This window comes from Burkholderia sp. SJZ089 (genome assembly GCF_007828315.1).
In the GTDB taxonomy this organism is placed as follows: domain Bacteria; phylum Pseudomonadota; class Gammaproteobacteria; order Burkholderiales; family Burkholderiaceae; genus Burkholderia; species Burkholderia gladioli.
Window position 1 is genome coordinate 97,825 of sequence record NZ_VIUM01000021.1, and the last position, 19,587, is coordinate 117,411.

The following is a 19,587-nucleotide window of genomic DNA, read 5'->3' on the forward strand; positions in this document are numbered from 1 at the left end:
TCCCGCATCTCCACGGTCTGCGCCGACCAGCCCGCCACCGGACTTCAAGGAACCCGAATGAGCTTGCCGCTTGCCACCGCGCGCCTGGTGCTGCGCCCCTTCACGCGCGACGACCTCGCCAGCTTCACCGCCTACCGCAACCATCCCGAGGTGGCGCGCTACCAGGGTTGGTCCTCGTATTCCTTCGACGACGCGCTGGCCTTCTTCGCCGAGCAGGCGCCGCTCGCCTTCGACACCGATGAAACCTGGTTCCAGATCGCCGCCGAACGCCGGACCGACGGGCAACTGGTCGGCGACGTGGCGGTGCACTTCCTCGACGAGGGACGCCAGGCCGAGCTCGGCGTGACCTTCGACGTTCAGGCGCAGCGCCAGGGTTATGCGCGCGAGGCGGTGGCGAGCGTGGTCGAGCTGCTGTTCGAGCAGCATGGCAAGCACCGGCTGGTGGCCACCGTCGATGCGCTCAACGCGCGCGCGCAGCGGCTGCTGGAGCACCTGGGCTTCCGCCGCGAGGGCATGTATCGCCAGAACGTGTTCTTCAAGGGCGCCTGGGGCGACGAATACGCCTATGCGCTGCTGGCCAGCGAATGGCGCGAACGACGCGCGCAGGCCGGGGCGGCTGACATGGCCGCAGGGGAGGCGCGATGAGCGACCACGCGAATTTCGTCGATCTGTGCCGCGCGCGCGCCGAGACGCTCGGCGAGGCGCTGGCCTATCGCTATCTCGAAGGCCGCGACGGCGACGATGCGGCGCCGAGCCTGAGCTTCGCCGGCCTTGACCTGGCGGCGCGTCGCGTCGCCGCGCGGCTGGCCGCGAGCGGCGCCGCCGGCGATCGCGCGCTGATCGTCTGCCCGCAAAGCCTCGATTACGTGAGCGCCTTCTTCGGCTGTCTCTATGGCGGCTTCATCGCCGTGCCGGCCTACGCGCCGCGCAACAACCATCACTTCGAGCGCCTGGCGCGCATCATCGAGGACGCCGCGCCGCGCTTCGTGATGCTCACCCGCAAGCAGGCCGCCTCGATCGAGGCCTTCATCGCCGAGCGTCCCGCGCTGAGTGCGGTCGAGCTGATCGTGGTCGACGAGCTGGGCGAGCTCGACCCGGCCGGCTGGCGCCCGCACGCGGCCACGCCCGACACGCTGGCCTTCCTGCAATACACCTCGGGCTCGACGGGCCAGGCCAAGGGCATCATGGTCACGCACGGCAACCTGCTCGCCAACGAGGAGATGATCCGCCTGATGTGCGGCAACACGCCGGACAGCCACGCGGTGTTCTGGCTGCCGCTGTTCCACGACATGGGGCTGATGACCCTGCTGCAGGGCGTCTACGTCGGCTACCCGACCACCCTGATGGCGCCGATGGACTTCCTCGGCAATCCGCTGCGCTGGCTGCAGGCCGTCTCGCGCTACCGCGCCACGCTGACCGTGGCGCCCAACTTCGCCTGGCAGCTGTGCGTCGAGAAGATCGCGCCGGCGCAACTGGCCGGGCTCGACCTGTCGAGCGTGACGGCCGCCGTGAACGGCTCGGAGCCGGTGTCGGTGCGCACCCTGGACGCCTTCGTCGCGCGCTTCGGCGCCTGCGGCTTCCGCGCCGAGGCGTTCCGGCCCAGCTACGGGCTGGCCGAGGCCACCCTGCTGGTGACGGGCTCGACCGGCTACGGGCCGCGCCACGTGATCGAGCAGACCAGCCTGGCCGCCTCGGGACGCAGCACGGTGTTCCGGCGCGTGGGCTGCGGCGGCCCGGTGGCGGGCGGCGAGCTGGCGATCGTCGATCGCGACAGCCGCGCGCGCCTGGCCGACGACGCGGTCGGCGAGATCTGGGTCAAGGGCCCGCACGTGGCCCAGGGCTACTGGGGCGATGCCGAGAAGAGCGCGCAGACCTTCGGCAACGTCACGGCCGACGGCGACGGCCCCTTCCTCGCCACCGGCGACCTGGGCTTCCTGCACGGCGGCGAGCTGGTGGTCACCGGCCGTTGCAAGGACGTGATCATCCTGCGCGGCGACAACTACTATCCGTCCGACCTGGAGGCCACCGCCACCGCCGCGCATCGCGCGCTGGTGCCGGACGGCGCGGCCGCCTTCACGCTGGCCGAGAATGCCTCGGCGGGGAGCGCCGGCGAGAGCGCCGCGGAGACAGCGCAGGCCGCGCAGGCAGCGCAAGCCGACACGCAGGCGCTGGCCCTGGTCGCCGAGGTGCGGCGCAATACGCCGCCAGCCGAGTTCCCGGCGATCGTCGCGGCGATCGTCGAACGCGTCGCCTCGGGGCATGGCCTTGCGCTGGAACGCGTGGTGCTGATCAAGGAGCGCTCGATCGCCAAGACCTCCAGCGGCAAGGTGCAGCGCAGCGCCGTGCGCGAGGAACTGCACGGCGGCGCGCTGAAGGTGCTGCACGAGGCGCGGCCCGGCGCGAGCGGCACGCGGGACGCGTCGCGCGTCGCGCAGGACCCGCACGCGGCCCTGCACGCGATGCTGGCCGCCGCCCAGGGCGAGGCCTTCGCGCGGCTGGTCGAGGGCGTGGTGCAGAACCAGTTCGCCGAGCTGCTGAAGACGCCGTTCTACGCGCTCGACCTGTCGCGGCCGGTGTCGGCGCTCGGCCTCGATTCGCTGGCGCTGGTGCAGGTCCAGCATCGGCTCGGCGCCGCGTTGCGCGTCGAGCTGCCGGTCGAGCTGCTGTTCGGCGATCTCACGCTGGCGGCGCTGGCCGCCGAGATCGGCACGCTGGCCGAACGCGCCTGGCGCGCGCCGGCCGCCGAGGAAACCGGCACGCCGACGCGAGCCGAGGCGGCCGCGCCCGCCGTTGGCGACTGGCCGGCGACGCCGGGCCAGGCCGCGCTGTGGCTCGCGCAGCAGGCGAACCGGGGCTCGGTCGACTACAACGAGGGTTTCGTGGCCGAGGCCGACGCGGCTTTCGATGCCGAGCGTTTCTCCCGTGCGCTGGGTCAACTGGCGGCGCGCCACGACGTGCTGCGGATGATGCTGGTCGAGCGCGACGGCAAGCCGGTGGCGGCCGAGGCGCCGGCACCGGCCCTGGTGCAGGCGCGTTTCGCCGACGACGAGGCCGCGCTGCAGGCCGCGCGCGAAACGCTGGTCACGCCGTTCGACCTGGGCGTCGCCGCCTGGCGCGCCAGCGTCACGCAAGGCCCGACGCGGACCTGGGTCGCGCTCGCCCTGCATCATGGCTGCGTCGACATGTGGTCCTTCGACCTGCTGCTGGCCGAACTCGGCCGCCTCTACGACGCGCTCGGCCGCGGCGAGGCCGAACCGCCGGTGGCCACGCGCGGCTATCGCGCCTTCGCCGCCGCGCAGCGCGACTGGCTCGCCTCGCCGGCGGCCGCGCGCGCGCTCGACGCCTGGCGCGGCCGGCTGGCCGGCATGCCCGAGCGTTCCGCCTTCCCGGCGACGGTGGCGCCCTCGCGCGCCGGCGAGGCTGGCGCGGGCCAGCATCGTTTCCGCATCGACGCGGCCACCACCGGCGCGCTCTCCGCGTTGGCCGGCCGTCACGGCCTGAGCGTCTATCAACTGCTGTTCGCGGCCGGCGCGCTGCTGCTGGGTCGCTACGCGGCGCAGCGCGAGGTGGTGCTCGGCATGCCGGCGCATGCGCGCGAGCAGGCCGACGCGAACACCATCGGCTATTTCGCCAACGTGCTGCCGATTCGCGTCGCGCTCGACGACGGCCAGCCGATCGGCGCCTGGCTGCGGCAGGTCAAGGCCGCGATCGTCGACGGGCTGCGCGACCAGGCCTTGCCGCTGCCGGTGCTGGCCGACGCGCTGGGCGCGACCGGCCCGCTGGTGCAGACCGTGATCTCGCTGCTGGCGCCGGGCGCCGGCCGCCCGGCGCTGTCGGCTGTCGATGCGGCCGAAGGAGAACGCCTCGCGCCGTTCGCGCTGGGTAGCGCGGGCGGGCGCCTGGCGCTCGGCGACAGCGTGCTGGCCTCCTGCGAGACCGGCCATGTGCGCGCGCCGTTCGACCTGACGTTCCAGCTTTGCGAGGACGGCGGCGAGCTGGCCGGGGCGATCGCCTATCGCGCCGAACGCCATGCCGCGCCGATGATCGCGCGCCTGGCCGCCAACTTCGCGCGGCTGCTGGCTGCATTGAGCGAGGCCGGCGACTCGGCCCGCGTCGGCGAGCTGCCGATGCTGGCCGAGCCCGAGCTGGCGCTGCTGCGCCGGCACCTGACGGGCCCGGCGGCCACGCCGATGCGCGCCGGCGACGACGTGGCGGCGCGCTTCGCCCGCCTCGCGGCCACGCAGGCGGATGCGCCGGCGCTGGCCGGCGGCGAACGCGCCTTCAGCTACGGCGAACTGGATCGCGCCGCCGACGCGCTGGCCCGCATGCTGCGCGCCGACGGCGTCGCGGCCGGCGAGCGCGTGGCGGTGGCGGTGGCCGATCGCGGCATGCAGGCGCTGCTCGCGCTGGCCGTGCTGAAGGCCGGCGCCAGCTACCTGCCCGTCGATCTCGGCAACCCGGCCGAGCGCCTCGCCTGGCTGCTCGACGACAGCGGCGCGCGGCGCGTGCTGAGCACCCGGCGCGACGCCGCGCGCGTGCCGGCCACGGCGGCACACGTGATGGTGGTCGACGCGCATCTCGATGCCGCCGGCGCTGGCGAAGCGCTGCCGGCCGTCGCCCCGCGCGCGGACGACATCGCCTACTGCATCTACACCAGCGGTTCGACCGGCCAGCCCAAGGGCGTGCTGGTGCCGCACGGCGGCCTCGCCAACCTGGTGGACTGGCATGTCGAGGCCTTCGGGCTCGATGCGGGCTCGCGCGTGGCGATGCTGGCCGGCCCGGGCTTCGACGCGGCGGTCTGGGAGATCTGGCCGGCGCTGTGCGCGGGCGCGAGCCTGGTCGAACCGCCCGCCGCGCTGCGCCACGACGCCGCCGCGCTGGCGCAATGGCTCGATGCCGAGGCGATCAGCCATGCCTTCCTGCCCACGCCGCTGGCCGAGGCCTTCCTGGCCACCGGCGCCGCGCCGCGCGCGCTGCGCGTGCTGCTCACCGGCGGCGATCAGCTGAAGTCGCGCGCCGTGCCCGGTGCCGCGTACCGGCTCGTCAACGCCTATGGCCCGACCGAGAACAGCGTGGTCACCACGGCCGGCGAGGTCGCCGCGGATGATTCGACCGAAGGCGCGTCCGCGCTGCCCGACATCGGCCGGCCGATCCGCGGCCAGCGGCTGCACGTGCTCGATACGGCGCTGCGCGCCGTGCCGCTCGGCGTGGCCGGCCAGCTCTACGTGGGCGGCGCCGGGCTGGCCGCCGGCTACCTGGGACGCCCCGAGCTGAGCGCCGAGCGCTTCGTGTTCGCGCCGCATGGCGAGGCGGCCGGCACGCGCCTCTATGCCACCGGCGACGTGGTGCGGCTCGACGAAACCGGGCGCATCCACTTCATCGGCCGCGCCGACGACCAGGTGCAGATCCGCGGCTTCCGCGTCGAGCCGGCCGAGGTGGAGGCGGTGATCGCCGCGCATCCGGCGGTGGGGCAATGCAAGGTGCTGGCCTTCGAGCGCGCCGCGGCCGGGAAGCTGCTGGCCGCCTATGTCGCGCCGCGCGCCGGCGCGGGCGCCGCGCTGGACGAGGCCGCGCTGCGCGCCTTCGTCGAGGCGCGGCTGCCGTCCTACATGCGGCCCGCCGCCTATGTGCTGCTCGACACGCTGCCGCTCGACGCGAACGGCAAGATCAGCCGCCGCGCGCTGCCGTCGCTCGACGCCGCGCCGGCAAGCCCGGCCGAGGAAGCGCTGTTCGCCGACGAAGTGGAGCAGGGCGTGGCCGCCTGCTATCGCGAGCTGCTCGGCGGCGTGACGCCGCGTGCCGACGAGGATTTCTTCGCGCTCGGCGGCCATTCGCTGCTGGTCGCGAAGCTGGCCGAGGCGCTGCGCGAGCGCTTCGGCGTGACAGTGGCGATCGCCGAGCTGTTCACGCATGCCACGGTGGCCTCGCTGGCCGCGCATCTGCGCGAAGCGGCCGGCCGTGCCGCGCCGGTGGCGCTGGCGCGTGTCGAGCCGGGCCTGCCGGTGCCGCTGAGCCCGGCCCAGCAGCGCATCTGGCTGCTGCAGAGCTACGATCCGGCCAGCACCGATTACCACGTCGGCGGCGCGCTGCGCGTGCAAGGCGAGCTCGATCTCGAGCGCCTGGAGCAGGTGCTGACGGCGCTGGTGGCCGAGCACGAGGCGCTGCGCACCGTTTTCCCGCTGCGCGACGGCCTGCCGGTGCAGGAAGTGCGCGCGGCCGGGCCGTTCGCGATCGAGCGGCTGTCGGTCGAGCTCGACGGTCTCGCGTCGACCGCGCGCGAGGCGCGCGTGGAGGCGGCGATCGAGGCCTTCCAGTCGCGTCGTTTCGATCTGGCCGACGGGCCGCTGCTGCGCGCGGGCTGGCTGCCGCTCGCGGCGGACCAGGCTTACCTGCTGCTGAGCCTGCATCACCTGATCGCCGACGGCCGTTCGGTGGCGATCCTGCTCGACGAGATCGCCCGGCGCGGTGCCGCGGGCGCGACGCCCGTCGCCGAAACGGCGGCCGCGCAAACCGCGCTGCAGTACCGCGACTACGCGGCCTGGAGCCGCTCGGCCGAGGCGCAGGCCGCCGAAGCCGCCGCGCTGCCGTTCTGGCGCGAGCAGTTGACGGGCCTCGCCCCCGACGGGCTGGCCGCCTTGCGCCTGCCGCAGGCGGCGCGGCAGGCCGAAGCCGTCGAGGCCGGCGATATCGATACGGCGCCGGGCGACGAAGTCGCCGCCGAGCTGCCGCGCGAACTGGCCGCGGCAGTGCGCGCGATGGCCGCGCGCGAAGGCGTCAGCGAGTCCACCGTCTACCTGGCCGCCTATGGCCTGCTGCTGGCGCGCCTGGGCGGCGAGCCCGAGGTGCTGGTCGGCACCGCCTACGCGGGGCGCGACGTGCCCGGCACGGCGGCGATGATCGGCATGTTCGTCAACGTGCTGCCGCTGCGCGTGACGATCGGCGACGGCACGCCTTTCGCGCGTCAACTGCACGACTGGCGCGAGGCCAGCGTGGCGGCCTGGCGCCATGCGCGGCTCGGCTACGGCGAGATGGTCGAGCTGGCCGGCGTGGAGCGCGCGGGTGGGGCGGGCGAGCTGGTGCGCGCCATGTTCGACTACGAGGAGCGCGAGTTCGGCGCGATCGGCTTCGGCGCGGCGACGCTCGCGCTGGAGCGGCGCGCCGACCACAGCGCCAAGTTCGACCTCACGCTGCGCTGCCGCGCCGAGGGCGAGGCGATGCGCATCGCGCTGAACCATCGCCTCTCGGCCTTCGACCGCGAGCGTGCGACGCTGTTGCTCGATACGTATCGTCTGCTGCTCGAACAGGTGGTCGCGGCGCCCGAGCTGACGCCGGCCCAGACGCGGGTGGTCGACGCCGGCGCGGCCGAGGCGCTGCTCGCGCTCGGCCGTGGCTTCGGCTTCGGCGAGGCCGGCGTGCTGTCCGGCGAACCGATCCATCACCACCTCGAGCGGATCGCGCGCCTGCATCCCGAAGCGCTCGCCGTGATGGGCGCCGATGCCGCGCAAGGCATCGCCTACGGCGCCTTCAACGCGCAGGCCAATCGCCTGGCGCGCCGCCTGCGCGCGCTCGGCGCGGTGCCGCGCGAGGCCGTCGCGCTGTGCCTCTCGCCGGGGCCCGGCTTCGCGCTGGCCGCGCTGGCCGTGCTCAAGCTGGGCGCCGCCTATGTACCGATCGACCCGCGTTATCCCGAGGCGCGTCGCGCGCGCATCGTCGCCGATTGCGGCGCGCGACAGTTGCTGGTGGAGGCCGGCACGGCGCCCGAAACGCTGCCGGCCGGCGTGGCCGCGCTCGAGCTCGACACACTGGTCGCCGAGGCCGCCGGCCTGGACGGCGAGGATCTCGACGTTGCCGTGGCGCTCGACGACCTGGCCTACCTGGTCTACACCTCGGGCACCACCGGCACGCCCAAGGGCGTGGAGATCCCGCATCGCGGCCTGGCCAATCTCTGCGACTGGCACGCGCGCGCCTATGCGCTGCACGAGGCGCCGCGCACCACGCGCGCCAGCCAGACGGCCGGCGTCGGCTTCGACGCGGCGGTCTGGGAGATCTGGCCGTACCTGGCCACCGGCGCCAGCGTCTGGTTCGCGCCCGAGGCGGCGCGCCAGTCCTCGCGCGAGCTGACGGCCTGGTTCGCCGCGGCCGGCATCACCCATGCCTTCGTGGCGACGCCGCTCGCGCACGCGGTGCTGGCCGACGGCTGGCGCGGCACGCCGGCGTTCCGCTACCTGCTGACCGGCGGCGAGCGGCTCACGCGCCGCGCGCCGGCCGGCGCCGGCTACCGGCTGTTCAACCATTACGGCCCGTCGGAGAACAGCGTGGTGGCGACCGCCACGGAAGTGCCGGCGCAAACGCCGCACGCGCGGCAGGCGGCGCCCGCGATCGGCACCGCGATCGATCGCGTGCAGGCGCTGGTGCTCGACCGTCACGGCCAGTTGGTGCCGCGCGGCCTGGCGGGCGAGCTGCACGTCGGCGGGGCCTCGCTGATGCGCGCTTATCGCGGCAACGAGGCGCTCACGCAGGCGCGCCTGATCGCCGATCCGTTCTCGAGCGAGGCCGGCGCCCGGCTGTATCGCAGCGGCGACCTGGTGCGCTGGAACGCGGCGGGCGAACTCGACTACCTCGGCCGCGCCGACGACCAGCTCAAGATCCGCGGCCATCGCATCGAGCCGAGCGAGATCCTGCACGCGATCAAGGGCGAGGCGGGCGTCTACGACGCGGTGGTGGGCACGCACCAGCATGCGCAGGCGGGCTTGCAACTGGTCGCCTACGTGGTGTTCGACGCCGCATCGACCGACATCGCCGGCACGCCGGCCGCGCGCGCCGCGTGGCTCAAGCAGGCGGTGGCCGCGAAGCTGCCGGCCTTCATGGTGCCCACGCACGTGGTCGAGCTCGACGCGTTGCCGCTCACGCGCAACGGCAAGGTCGACTACGCGGCGCTGCCCGCGCCGCGCGTTTCGGTTGAAACGGGCGGGGAGGGCGAGGCGGCCCGCACGCCGCTGACCACCGACACCGAACGCGCGCTGGCGGCGATCTGGAGCGAACTGCTCGGCGAGCGCGTCGACCACGCCCACGCCAATTTCTTCGCGCTCGGCGGGCACTCGCTGCTGGCCGCGCGCGCCGTCGCGGCGATCGAGACCCGACTCGGCCGCGCGATTGCCCTGAAGGACTTCTTCATGACCCAGGACCTGGCTTCACTGGCGCAACGGCTCGACGGCGATGCCGCGCGCCCGGCGGGCATCCCGCTCGCCCCGGCCGACGCGGCGATCCCGCTCGCGCCGCTGCAACATCGGCTGTGGCTCGCGCAGCGTTTCCATCGCGAGCATGTCGGCCACAACGTGGTGGGCGCGCTGCGCCTGAGCGGCACGCTCGATGCGGCCGCGTTCCGCGCGGCGCTGATCGATACCGTGGCGCGCCACGCGATCCTGCGCACGCGCATCGTCGAGACCGACGAGGGGCCGCGCCAGATCGTGCCCGCCGCGCAGGAGGCGGCCACGCTCGTGCCGGCCGACGCCGACCTGCTGCAGATGAACCTGAGCGGCAACCCGGCCTCGATGCTGGAGGGCTTCGTGCGCGACCAGCTCGCGCGCATGGCCAAGGAGCCCTTCGACCTGGCCGCGGGCCGCCCGTACCGGCTCGCGCTGATCCAGACCGCCGCCGACAGCGCGGTGCTGGCGGCCAGCTTCCACCATATCGTCGTCGATGCCTGGTCCGCCGAGGTGTTCCTCGCCGACCTGCTGGAAGCCTATGCCGCGCATCGCGAGCAGCGGGCCGCTCGGCTCGCGCCGCTGGCGGTGCAGTATCGCGACTACAGCGTGTGGGCGCAGCAGGCGCTGTCCCGCGAGGAACCGGCCCTGCTGGATTTCTGGCGCGACTACCTGCGCGCGTTGCCGGCGCAGGCGCCGCTGCCGGTGGCGCGCGGCGCGGCCGAGGGCAGCGCCGGCCAGGCGCCCGGCGCCGTGCCGGCGCGGCCCGCCGGCCGTCACACTCGCGTCTGGCCGGCCGCCACGCTGGCCGCGCTGAAGGCCCTGGCACGCCGCGAGCAGGCCTCGCTCTACGAGGTGTTGATCAGCGCCTACTTCGCCTGGCTGCATCGCCTGGGCGGGCAGGACGACCTGGTGGTCGGCATGCCGTATCACGATCGCGGCCGAGCCGAGCTGGCGCCGCTGGTCGGTTTCTTCGTCAACGTGCTGCCGGTGCGGGCCCGCGTGCGCGCGCATCGCAGCGGCACGGCGCTGATCCGCGAGATGCGCGACACGCTGCGGCGCGTCTATCGCCATCACGCGCTGCCCTTCGACCGGATCGCCGGCGAATGCAGCGAAGCCAGCGGCGAGCTGTTCCAGACCACCTTCGACCTGCTGCCGAGCACGCTCGCGCACGACGGCCGCGCGGCCGACGGCGAGGGCCTGCGGGCCGAGCTGCTCGACGAGGCGCCGCAGGCGCTGGTGGCCGACCTGTCGGTGACCTTCCGCGAAACCGGCGAGGGCCTGGCCTTGTCCTGCGTGCATGCCGTCGATCAGTTCGACGAGGCGAGCGTGGCGCGCTGGCTCGACAACTTCCAGTTGCTGCTCGACGGCCTGGCCGCCGACGCCTCGCGCCCGGTCGGCGAGCTGGACTTCCTGACGCCGGCCGAGCAGGCGGTGGTGGCGCGGCTGCACAACGCCGACGTGATCGACCACGCCGCGCTGCTGGCCGAGCCGGCCGGCCCGCAAGGCGGTGCCTTGCTGCATGCGCTGGTCGATCATCGGGCGCGCGTCTCGCCCTCGGCACCGGCCCTGGTATCCAGCGCCGGCACGCTCGACTACGCAGCGCTGGCGCGCGAGACCGATCGCCTCGCCGGCCTGCTGGCGGCGGCCGGCGTGCTGCCCGGCAGCGTGGTGGGCGTGGAAGCCGTGCACGGCGTGGATGCGGTGCTGGCCATCGTCGCCACGCTGAAGGCCGGCGCGATCTGCTTCCCGGTCGACCTGGCGCTGCCGGCCGAGCGGCTGGAGGCGATCATCGCCGACAGCGGCTGCCGCCATATCCTGGCCCGCGCCGGCGCGGTGCTCGGCAGCTTCGACGGGCGGCGCCTGCCGCTCGAGCACGCGGCCTGGCGCGACCAGCCGGCCCAGGCGCCGGCGCTGTCGCTCCCGGCCGACCACGGCGTGTTCCTGACCTACACCTCGGGCACCACCGGCACGCCCAAGGCCTCGGTGCTCACGCATCGCGGCGTGGCCAACTATCTCGGCACGGTGCTCGATCGCTTCGGCTACACGCCGCGCGACCGTGCGCTGCTGTTCGCGCCGCTCACCTTCGACGCCTCGCTCGAGGAGATCTTCACGCCGCTGATCGCGGGCGCCGCGCTGGTGATCGGCGAGGAGGACGTGAAGCGCTCGGTGCCGGCCCTGCTGGACTGCTGCCGCGCCCAGGCGATCAGCGTGCTGACCCTGCCGACCGCCTACTGGCGCGTGCTCGGCGAGCAACTGGCCGCCGAGCCGGCCGCGCGGCCCGCCTCGGTTCGGCTGATCAGCGTCGGCGGCGAGAAGATCACCACCGAGGCGATCCGGCAATGGCAGCGCGGCGGCGCGGCCGAGGCCATCGCGCTCTACAACATCTACGGCCCGAGCGAGTGCTCGATCGGCTGCATCGTCGATCGCGTCGATATCGAGCGCGCGCTGGAGGACGGCGAGATCTACCTGCGCGAGCCGGTCGCCAATGCGCAAGTGCACGTGCTCGACGCGCACGGCAACCGCGTGCCGGCCGGCATGCCGGGTGAGCTCTACGTGGGCGGCGCCGGCGTCTCGCAGGGTTATCGCGGCCGCGCCGCGCTGACGGCCGAGCGCTTCGTGCCCGACCCGTTCTCGACGGCGGCCGGCGCGCGCCTGTACCGCTCCGGCGACCAGGTCCGCTACGATCTGGAGGGGCGCCTGCACTACCTCGGCCGCGCCGACTTCCAGCTCAAGGTGGACGGCATCCGCGTCGAGCCCGAGGAGATCCAGGCCGTGCTGGAATCGCATCCGGCCGTGGCGCAGGCGATCGTGCTGGCCGGCGAGCGGCAGCACGCGCGCAATCCGCTGATCGGCTACGTGACGCTGGACCGCCAGGGCGGCGCCCCGGCGGCGCGCGCCACCGGCACCGACGGCGCGGCCCTGGTCGACTACCTGCGCGAGCGGCTGCCGCGCCACATGGTGCCGGCCCAGGTGGTGGTGATGGAGGCCTTCCCGCTGACCACCAACCAGAAGGTGGATCGCCGCGCGCTGCTGGCGGTGGCCGCCAACGACGCGGTGGTGGCCGCGCCCGCGCTGTCGGGCACCGAGTCGGCGCTGCTGGCGCTCTGGCACGAACTGCTCGGCGACACGCGCTTCGGCATCGACGACAACTTCTTCAGCCTGGGCGGCAGCTCGCTGCTGGCGATCCGCATCAACAGCCGCGTGGAGGCGGCCTTTGCGGTGCGGCTGCCGGTGGCGGCGCTGTTCGACTGCCCGACCGTGCGCGCGCTGGCGGCCCTGGTCGAGCGGCTGCGCGAGGGGAACGTGGCGGGCGGGGCACGCGAGGCGGGCGCCACGGCGGCCGGCGGCGCGCTGCCGGCGATCGAGCGTATCGAGGCGCTCGCCACGCCGCTGTCGGGCGCGCAATACCGGCTCTGGTACCTGCATCAGCGCGACCCGCTGAACACCGCCTATCACCTGCCGGACCTGCTGACGCTGGACGGCGCGCTCGACGAGGCGGCCCTGCGCGCGGCGCTGGCGGCCACGCTGGCCGAGCACGAATCGCTGCGCACGCGCTTCGTGGTGGAAGGCGAGACGCCGCTGCAGGTGATCGACGCGCCGGCCGCGCCGCAACTGGCGCGCCACGACCTCTCGACGCTCGCGCCCGAGGCGCGCCGCGCCGCGCTCGACGCGCTGGTGCAGCGCGAGCTCGGCACGCCCTTCGACCTCGAACGCGGGCCGCTGGCACGCTTCAGCCTGGTCAGGCTGGCCGGCGAGGAACACGCGCTGCTGTCGATGTTCCATCACATCGTGATCGACGGCTGGTCGGTGGCCTTGTTCCAGCAGAGCCTGGCGCGCCACTACAACCAGGCGCGCGTCGGCCGGGCACCGGCGCTCACGGCCGCCGACCCGGCCACGCGCGCGCTGCAATACCGCGACTTCGCCGACTGGCACCGCCGCCTGCTCGACGGCGGCGAGCGCGAACGCCAGCTCGACTACTGGCGCGCGCGGCTCGACGGCACGCTGCCGGTGCTGCAACTGCCTACCGACCACGCCCGGCCGCCGCAGCCGAGCGGCGCGGGCGCGGCCTTCTCCTTCGAGTTGGACGCGGCGCTGGCCGCGCGGCTGGAGGCGGTGGCGCAGCGTCACCACGTCTCGATGTTCATGCTGCTGCTGGCGGCCTACGCGGCGCTGCTGGCGCGCTACGCCCGCCAGGACGACCTGCTGATCGGCGTGCCGGCGCTGGGCCGCGGGCGGCCCGAGTTCGAGCCGGTGGTCGGCTTCTTCGTCAACACGCTGGTGATGCGGCTGCGCGCCCAACCGTCGACGCGCTTCGCCGAGCTGCTCGACACGGTGCGCGCCACCTGCCTGGAAGCCTTCGACCACCAGGACGTCGCGCTCGAGGAGATCGCCGCGGCCGTCAACGGCCAGCGCGAACGCGACGGCAGCGGCCTGTTCCAGACCATGTTCTCGTACCAGGACGGCGCCGCGCTGGAGACGGCCCGCTTCGACGGCCTGCGTGCCGGCAACCTCGAACCCGAGCATCGCAGCGCGAAGTTCGACCTGTATCTCGCCACCTGGTCGCTGGACGGCCGGCTGCACGGCGGCTTCGAGTACAGCACCGACCTGTTCGAGGCCGCCACGGTGGAGCGCCTGGCCGCGCACTTGCGCCATCTGCTGGCGGGCGTGGCCGCCGATGCGGGCACGGCGCTGCACGCGCTGCCGCTGCTCGACGAGGACGAGCGTCGCTATCAGCTGGAGACGCTCAACCAGGCGCGCCGGCCGCTGGAGCCGGGCCTGACGGTGCGCGAGCTGTTCGCGCGGCAGGCCGCGCGCGTGCCCGAGCGCATCGCGGCGAGCTGCGGCGATCGTTCCATGACCTACGCCGAGCTGGACCGCGCCTCCGATCGCGTGGCCCACAACCTGCTCGCGCTCGGCGCGCGCGACGAGGCCCTGGTCGGGCTGCTGCTCGGCCGCGATCTCGGCTACCTGGTGGCGATGCTCGGCGTGCTGAAGGCGGGCCTCGCGTTCACGCCGCTGAACCCGGCCGATCCGCTGCCCAAGCTGGAGCGTGTCGCCGAGCTCGGCAAGCTGCGCTACGTGCTGCACGACGCGGCCGGCGCCGGCTGCGCGCAGGCGTTGAACGTGGCCGCCGAGCGCGTGGCGCTCGACACGCTGCTGCGCGAGCCCGAGGCGCCGGGCGCGTTCCTGCCGCTCACGCCGGCCTCGCTGGCCTACGTGATCTACACCTCGGGTTCCACCGGCCTGCCCAAGGGCGCGATGATCGAGCAGCTCGGCATGCTCAACCACCTGCTGGCCAAGATCGACGACCTCGGCATCGGCGAGCGGGACGTGGTGGCCGAGATGGCCGTCACCACCTTCGACGTGTCGATCTGGCAGTACCTGGTGGCGCTGCTGGTGGGCGGGCGCACCGCGGTGATCCCCGGCGACGCGGCCTGGGATCCGCAACAGTTGTTCGCGCAACTGGATGCCGAGGGCGTGACGGTGTTCGAGTCGGTGCCCTCGCACATGAAGATCCTGATCGACGAGCTCGAATCGCGCCCGGGCGCCGAGCGCCTGCCGGGCGTGCGCGTCTACGTCAGCAATGCCGAGGCGCTCACGCCCGCGCTCTGCGAGCGCTGGTTCGCCTGCGTGCCGCATATCCCGGTGGTCAATACCTACGGCGCGACCGAGTGCTCGGACGACACCAGCCATCTGTGGATCCGCGAGCCGCTCGGCACCGCGCTGCCCTATGTGCCGATCCAGGGCACCCTGCCGAACCTGCGCACCTACCTGCTCGACGCACAGCTCGAACCGGTGCCGCTCGGCGTGACGGGCGAGGTCTATATCGGCGGCACCGGCGTGGGCCGCGGCTACCTGGGCGACCCGCTGCGCACGGCGCGCGCCTTCCTGCCCGATCCGTTCTCGGCGCAGCCCGGCAGCCGGCTCTACAAGACCGGCGACCTGGCACGCTACCGCCCCGGCGGCACGCTCGAGTTCCTCGGTCGCGAGGACTTCCAGGTGAAGATTCGCGGCCAGCGCGTCGAGATCGGCGAGGTCGAGAAGGCGATCGGCGATCACGACAACGTGCGCCAGGCGGTGGTGGTGGCCGCGCGTGATGCGAAGGAGCGGCTCTACCTGCTCGGCTACGTGATCCCGCATCGCCACCCGGCGCCGACCGTGCCCGAGCTGCGTGCCTTCGTGGCCGACCGCGTGGCGGGCTACATGGTGCCGGCCTCCTTCGTGCTGATGGACAGCTTCCCGCTCAACGCCAACGGCAAGGTGGACCGCAAGCGCCTGCCGCAGCCCTCGGACCAGGACGTGTTCCGCCGTCACGAGCACGTCGAGCCGGCGGCCGGCACCGAGGCGCAGCTCGCCGAGCTGTGGCGCGAGCTGCTGGAGGTGGACCAGGTGGGCGCGCTCGACAGCTTCTTCGAACTGGGCGGCCATTCGCTGCTGGCCGCCGAGCTCACGCTCAAGCTGCGCACCCGCTTCGGCGTGGCGCTGCCGCTGCGCGCGCTGTTCGAGGCGCCGCAACTGCGCGCCGTGGCCGCCGCGCTCGACGCGCTGCGTGACGGGCAGGGCGCGGTGGTGCCCGAGCCGATCGAGCGCCTGCCCGCGCAGCCGCATTACGAGCTCGCGCCCTGCCAGGTGCCCGAGTGGTACGCCTACCAGATGGACCCGACGAGCCCCGTCTACAACATCAGCGTGTCGGACCTGTTCTTCACCGGCAAGCTGAATCGCGATGCCTTCGTCAAGGCCTGGCAGACCCTGCTCGACCGCCACGAGGTGCTGCGCGTGAAGTTCGACTACCGCGACGGCGCGCCGATCCAGATCGTCGATCCGTCGATCGGCATCGATGCCGGGGAGGTGTTCCTCGATCGCACGCAGTTCTCGGGCGCGGAGGCGATCGACGAGGCCAACCGGCTCGGCGCGCGCTTCGGCGTGGCGCCCTTCGATTTCGCCACCGGGCCGCTGTTCCGCCTGCACGTGGCCAGCTACGGGGGCGACTTCCACCAGTTGATCTTCGTGGTCCACCACATCATCTGGGACGAGACCTCGCTGATCAACCTGATGCTGGAGATGAGCGAGCTGTACAACGCCTACGCCGCCGGGCGGCCGCCCGAGGTGCCGGCCATCGAGGTGGGCTACTTCGACTATGTGCAGTGGATGCACCGCCAGTTGCGTTCGGGCGCCTTCGACGAGCACAAGCGCTACTGGCTCGACATGTACCGTACGCTGCCGGCGCCGCTGGACCTGCCGACCGACCGGCCGCGCCCGAACGTGATGTCGTATCGCGGCGATGCGCTGCGCAGCTGGCTGCCGCGCGGCGTGGTGCGCAAGATCGAGGCCTACCTGAAGCAGCACGACGTCACGCTGTTCATGCTGCAGCTGGCGATCATCGACGCCTACCTGGCGCGCATCAGCGGCCAGCACGACTTCGTGATCGGCTGCCCGATCGCGGGCCGCGCCGACGAGCGCCTGAAGCCCCTGTTCGGCCTGTTCGCCACGCCGATGCCGATCCGCTGCACGATCGACGAGGGCATGAGCTTCGCCGGGCTGCTGGCCCAGGTGCGCCAGCGCACGCTGGATGCCTTCGAGCATTACCACTACCCGTCGAACCAGGTGATCGAGCAGTTGCAGCACGAGAAGGACCTGTCGCGGCCCAAGCTGTTCTCGATCATGTACGGGGTGCAGAACAACAAGAGCGACCTGATGAGTAGGATCCGCTTCGACGGGCTGGCGCTGAGCCTGGAGAACGTGGTGGACACCGAGAACAAGTCCTCGCGCTTCGACCTGAACTTCGTGGTCGACCAGTTCGGCAGCGACATCATGTTCAGCTGCATCTACAACGCCGACCTGTTCGAGGGCGAGACGGTGCGGCAGATGCTCGACAACATGACCGCGCTGATGGAGCAGGTGCTCGACGATCCGCACCAGCCGCTCGCGCGCTACACGATGGTCGGCGCGAACGGCAATCCGCCGGCCGTGGTGCACGGCGAGCCGGTCGAGTACGACGCGCGGGCCAGCATGCACTCGCTGTTCGCCCGGCAGGCCGCGCGCACGCCGCAGGCCACCGCGCTGGTGGTCGACGGCGAGCGCCACGACTACGCGACGCTGAACCGCCAGGCCAATCGCCTCGCGCATTACCTGATGTCGCTCGGCGTCGAGCCGGGCGACAAGGTGGCGGTGCTGCTCGCACCCTCGCTGGACATGATCGTCTCGCTCTACGCGATCCTGAAGGCGGGCGCGAGCTTCGTGCCGATCGGTTCGCAGACGCCGCAAAAGCGCATCGACGCGATCCTGCGCGGCTCCCGCGCGCGCTGGGCCCTGACGGCCGGCGCCACGCGGCGCGCCTTCGCGCAGTTCGCCTACGACGTGGTGCTGGTCGACGAGGTGATGGGCGCGCTGGGCGGGTATTCCGATGCCGATCCGGCGCCCGTCGAGCCGCGTTCGCTGGCCTACGTGCTGCATACCTCGGGTTCGACCGGCACGCCCAAGGGCATCGAGATCGAGCATCGCGGCGTGGTCAGCATGATCGCCGACCTGCAGCGCAGCTATGCGCTCGATGCGAGCGACCGGGTGCTGTTCCATACGCCGTTCACCTTCGACGTGTTCATCCAGGACGTGTTCTGGCCGCTGGCCTCGGGCGCGAGCGTGGTGGTGATGGGCGACGACTGGCTGCGCAGCGCGCATGCCTACGGCGAGCTGATCGAACGCGAGGGCGCGAGCTTCGCGCAGTTCGTGCCCTCGATGCTGGAGAGCCTGGTGCAGGCGCGCGAGCGCGGCGAGATCGGCGCCTTGCCCTCGCTGCGGCACGCGGTGGTCGGCGCGGCCGCGCTCTATCGCGGCCTGGCCGAGCGCTTCGCCGCCGCCTTCCCGGGCTGCCGCCTGCATAACCATTACGGCCCGACCGAGGTGACCGTCGACGCGAGCCGCTTCGATTGCAGCGAGCCCTATGCGGGCGACACCGTGCCGATCGGCCGCCCGGTGGGCAATGCCAGCCTGCATGTGCTCGACGCGCAATTGCAGCCGGTGCCGCGCGGCGTGATCGGCGAGATCTGCGTGGCCTCGCCGGGCCTGGCGCGCCGCTACCTCAACGACGACGCGGCGAGCGCGCGTGCCTTCGTCGAGATCGAGTACCAGGGGCAGCCGCTGCGGGTCTATCGCACCGGCGACCTGGGGCATTGCGATCGCGCCGGCCTGGTGCATTTCCACGGCCGCGCCGATCGGCAGTTGAAGATCCGCGGCAACCGCGTCGAGCTGGAGGAGATCGCCAGCGCCTTGCGTGCCCATCCGTCGATCGCGGCAGCCGCGCTTCAGTACCGCGAGGACCTGGGCAGGCTGGTGGCCTTCGTCGAGCAGCCGGCCGAGGCGATCGGCGTGGCGGGCGAGCCGGGCGGGGCGCCGCGTTATGCGTTCACGCTCGAGCAGCGTCCCGAGCTGACGGCGGCCGCGCTGGCCCTGCGCGAGCCTGCGCCGCTGGCCGAAGCAGTGGCCGAAGCGGTTGCCGAAGTCGCTGGTGCGAGCGGCTTGGGTGACGACGAGGGCGAGCCTGGCGTGCCCGCCGTGGCCGAAGCCGGCAACGAGCTGGCGCGGCGCTTCCCGGCCTGCCAGTTGGTGCTGACCGATGCCGCCAGCCAGGTGCTGGCCTGGATCGAGGCGGTGCCGCTGCGTGCGGACGCGATGGCGGATTCGCTCTCGTTCCCGCTCGATCGCGAGGCCGCCGTCTCGCTCGCGGCGGCCCAGCAGGATGCGGGGCAGGTGCCCGACACGCTGCTGGTGTTCGATGCGCCCGCCGGCGCCTTGCCGGCCGCGCAGGCCGAGGCGCTGACCGCGCAATGGCGGCGTGTCGCGGCCTCGCTGGGCCTGGCGCGTTTGCGCCTCGCGAGCGACGCCGAGGCCGCCACGCTCGCGCCGTCGGCGCCGAGCCTGACGCGCGAGGCGGTGCGCAGCTGGCTGCGCCAGTCGCTGCCCGATTACATGATCCCCGACCAGGTGCACTTCATCCCGGCGATCCCGCTGACCGAAAGCGGCAAGGTCGACGCGCGCCGGCTGCCGGTGATCGAGGTGGGCGAGCGGCAGCAGCGGCAGGCCGCCAGCACCGATCGCCAACGCGAGCTGGCGGCGATCTGGACGCGCCTGCTGGGCGCGGCCGCGGTCGGCGTGACCGACGACTTTTTCGAGCTGGGCGGCCAGTCGCTGAAGGCGATCGAGATGATCTCCGAGGTGAGCCGGCGCTACGGCCAGAAGATCGAGCTTCGCCAGTTCTACGAAAACCCGACCATCCGCGCCCTGGAGATGCTGCTCGACGGCCGACCCTGAACGCGGGACACGCGCGCCGGCCCGCCGCCGCCGGCGCGCGCCCGAACTCCGAGCGGACACGCATTAGCACCGAATC

2 protein-coding genes are annotated in these 19,587 nt (G+C 73.2%); both read left to right on the forward strand.

Annotation, left to right across the window (positions count from 1 at the left end):
• Positions 1-57 precede the first annotated feature (57 nt).
• Entirely contained in the window at positions 58-645 is a 588-nt protein-coding gene (locus FB600_RS30860) for a GNAT family N-acetyltransferase (RefSeq protein WP_186021817.1), read from the forward strand.
• The gene (locus tag FB600_RS30865; protein ID WP_145757912.1) at positions 642-19,511 is read left to right on the forward strand and encodes a non-ribosomal peptide synthetase; all 18,870 of its coding nucleotides are present in this window, start codon (positions 642-644) and stop codon (positions 19,509-19,511) included. Before FB600_RS30860 ends, FB600_RS30865 begins: the two co-directional genes overlap by 4 nt.
• Positions 19,512-19,587 lie beyond the last annotated feature (76 nt).

What these genes read in the sequence shown, in the direction of transcription:
- FB600_RS30860 (WP_186021817.1), top strand. Translation starts at nt 58, where the DNA reads ATGAGCTTGCCGCTTGCCACCGCGCGCCTGGTGCTGCGCCCCTTCACG.
- FB600_RS30865 (WP_145757912.1), top strand. Translation starts at nt 642, where the DNA reads ATGAGCGACCACGCGAATTTCGTCGATCTGTGCCGCGCGCGCGCCGAG.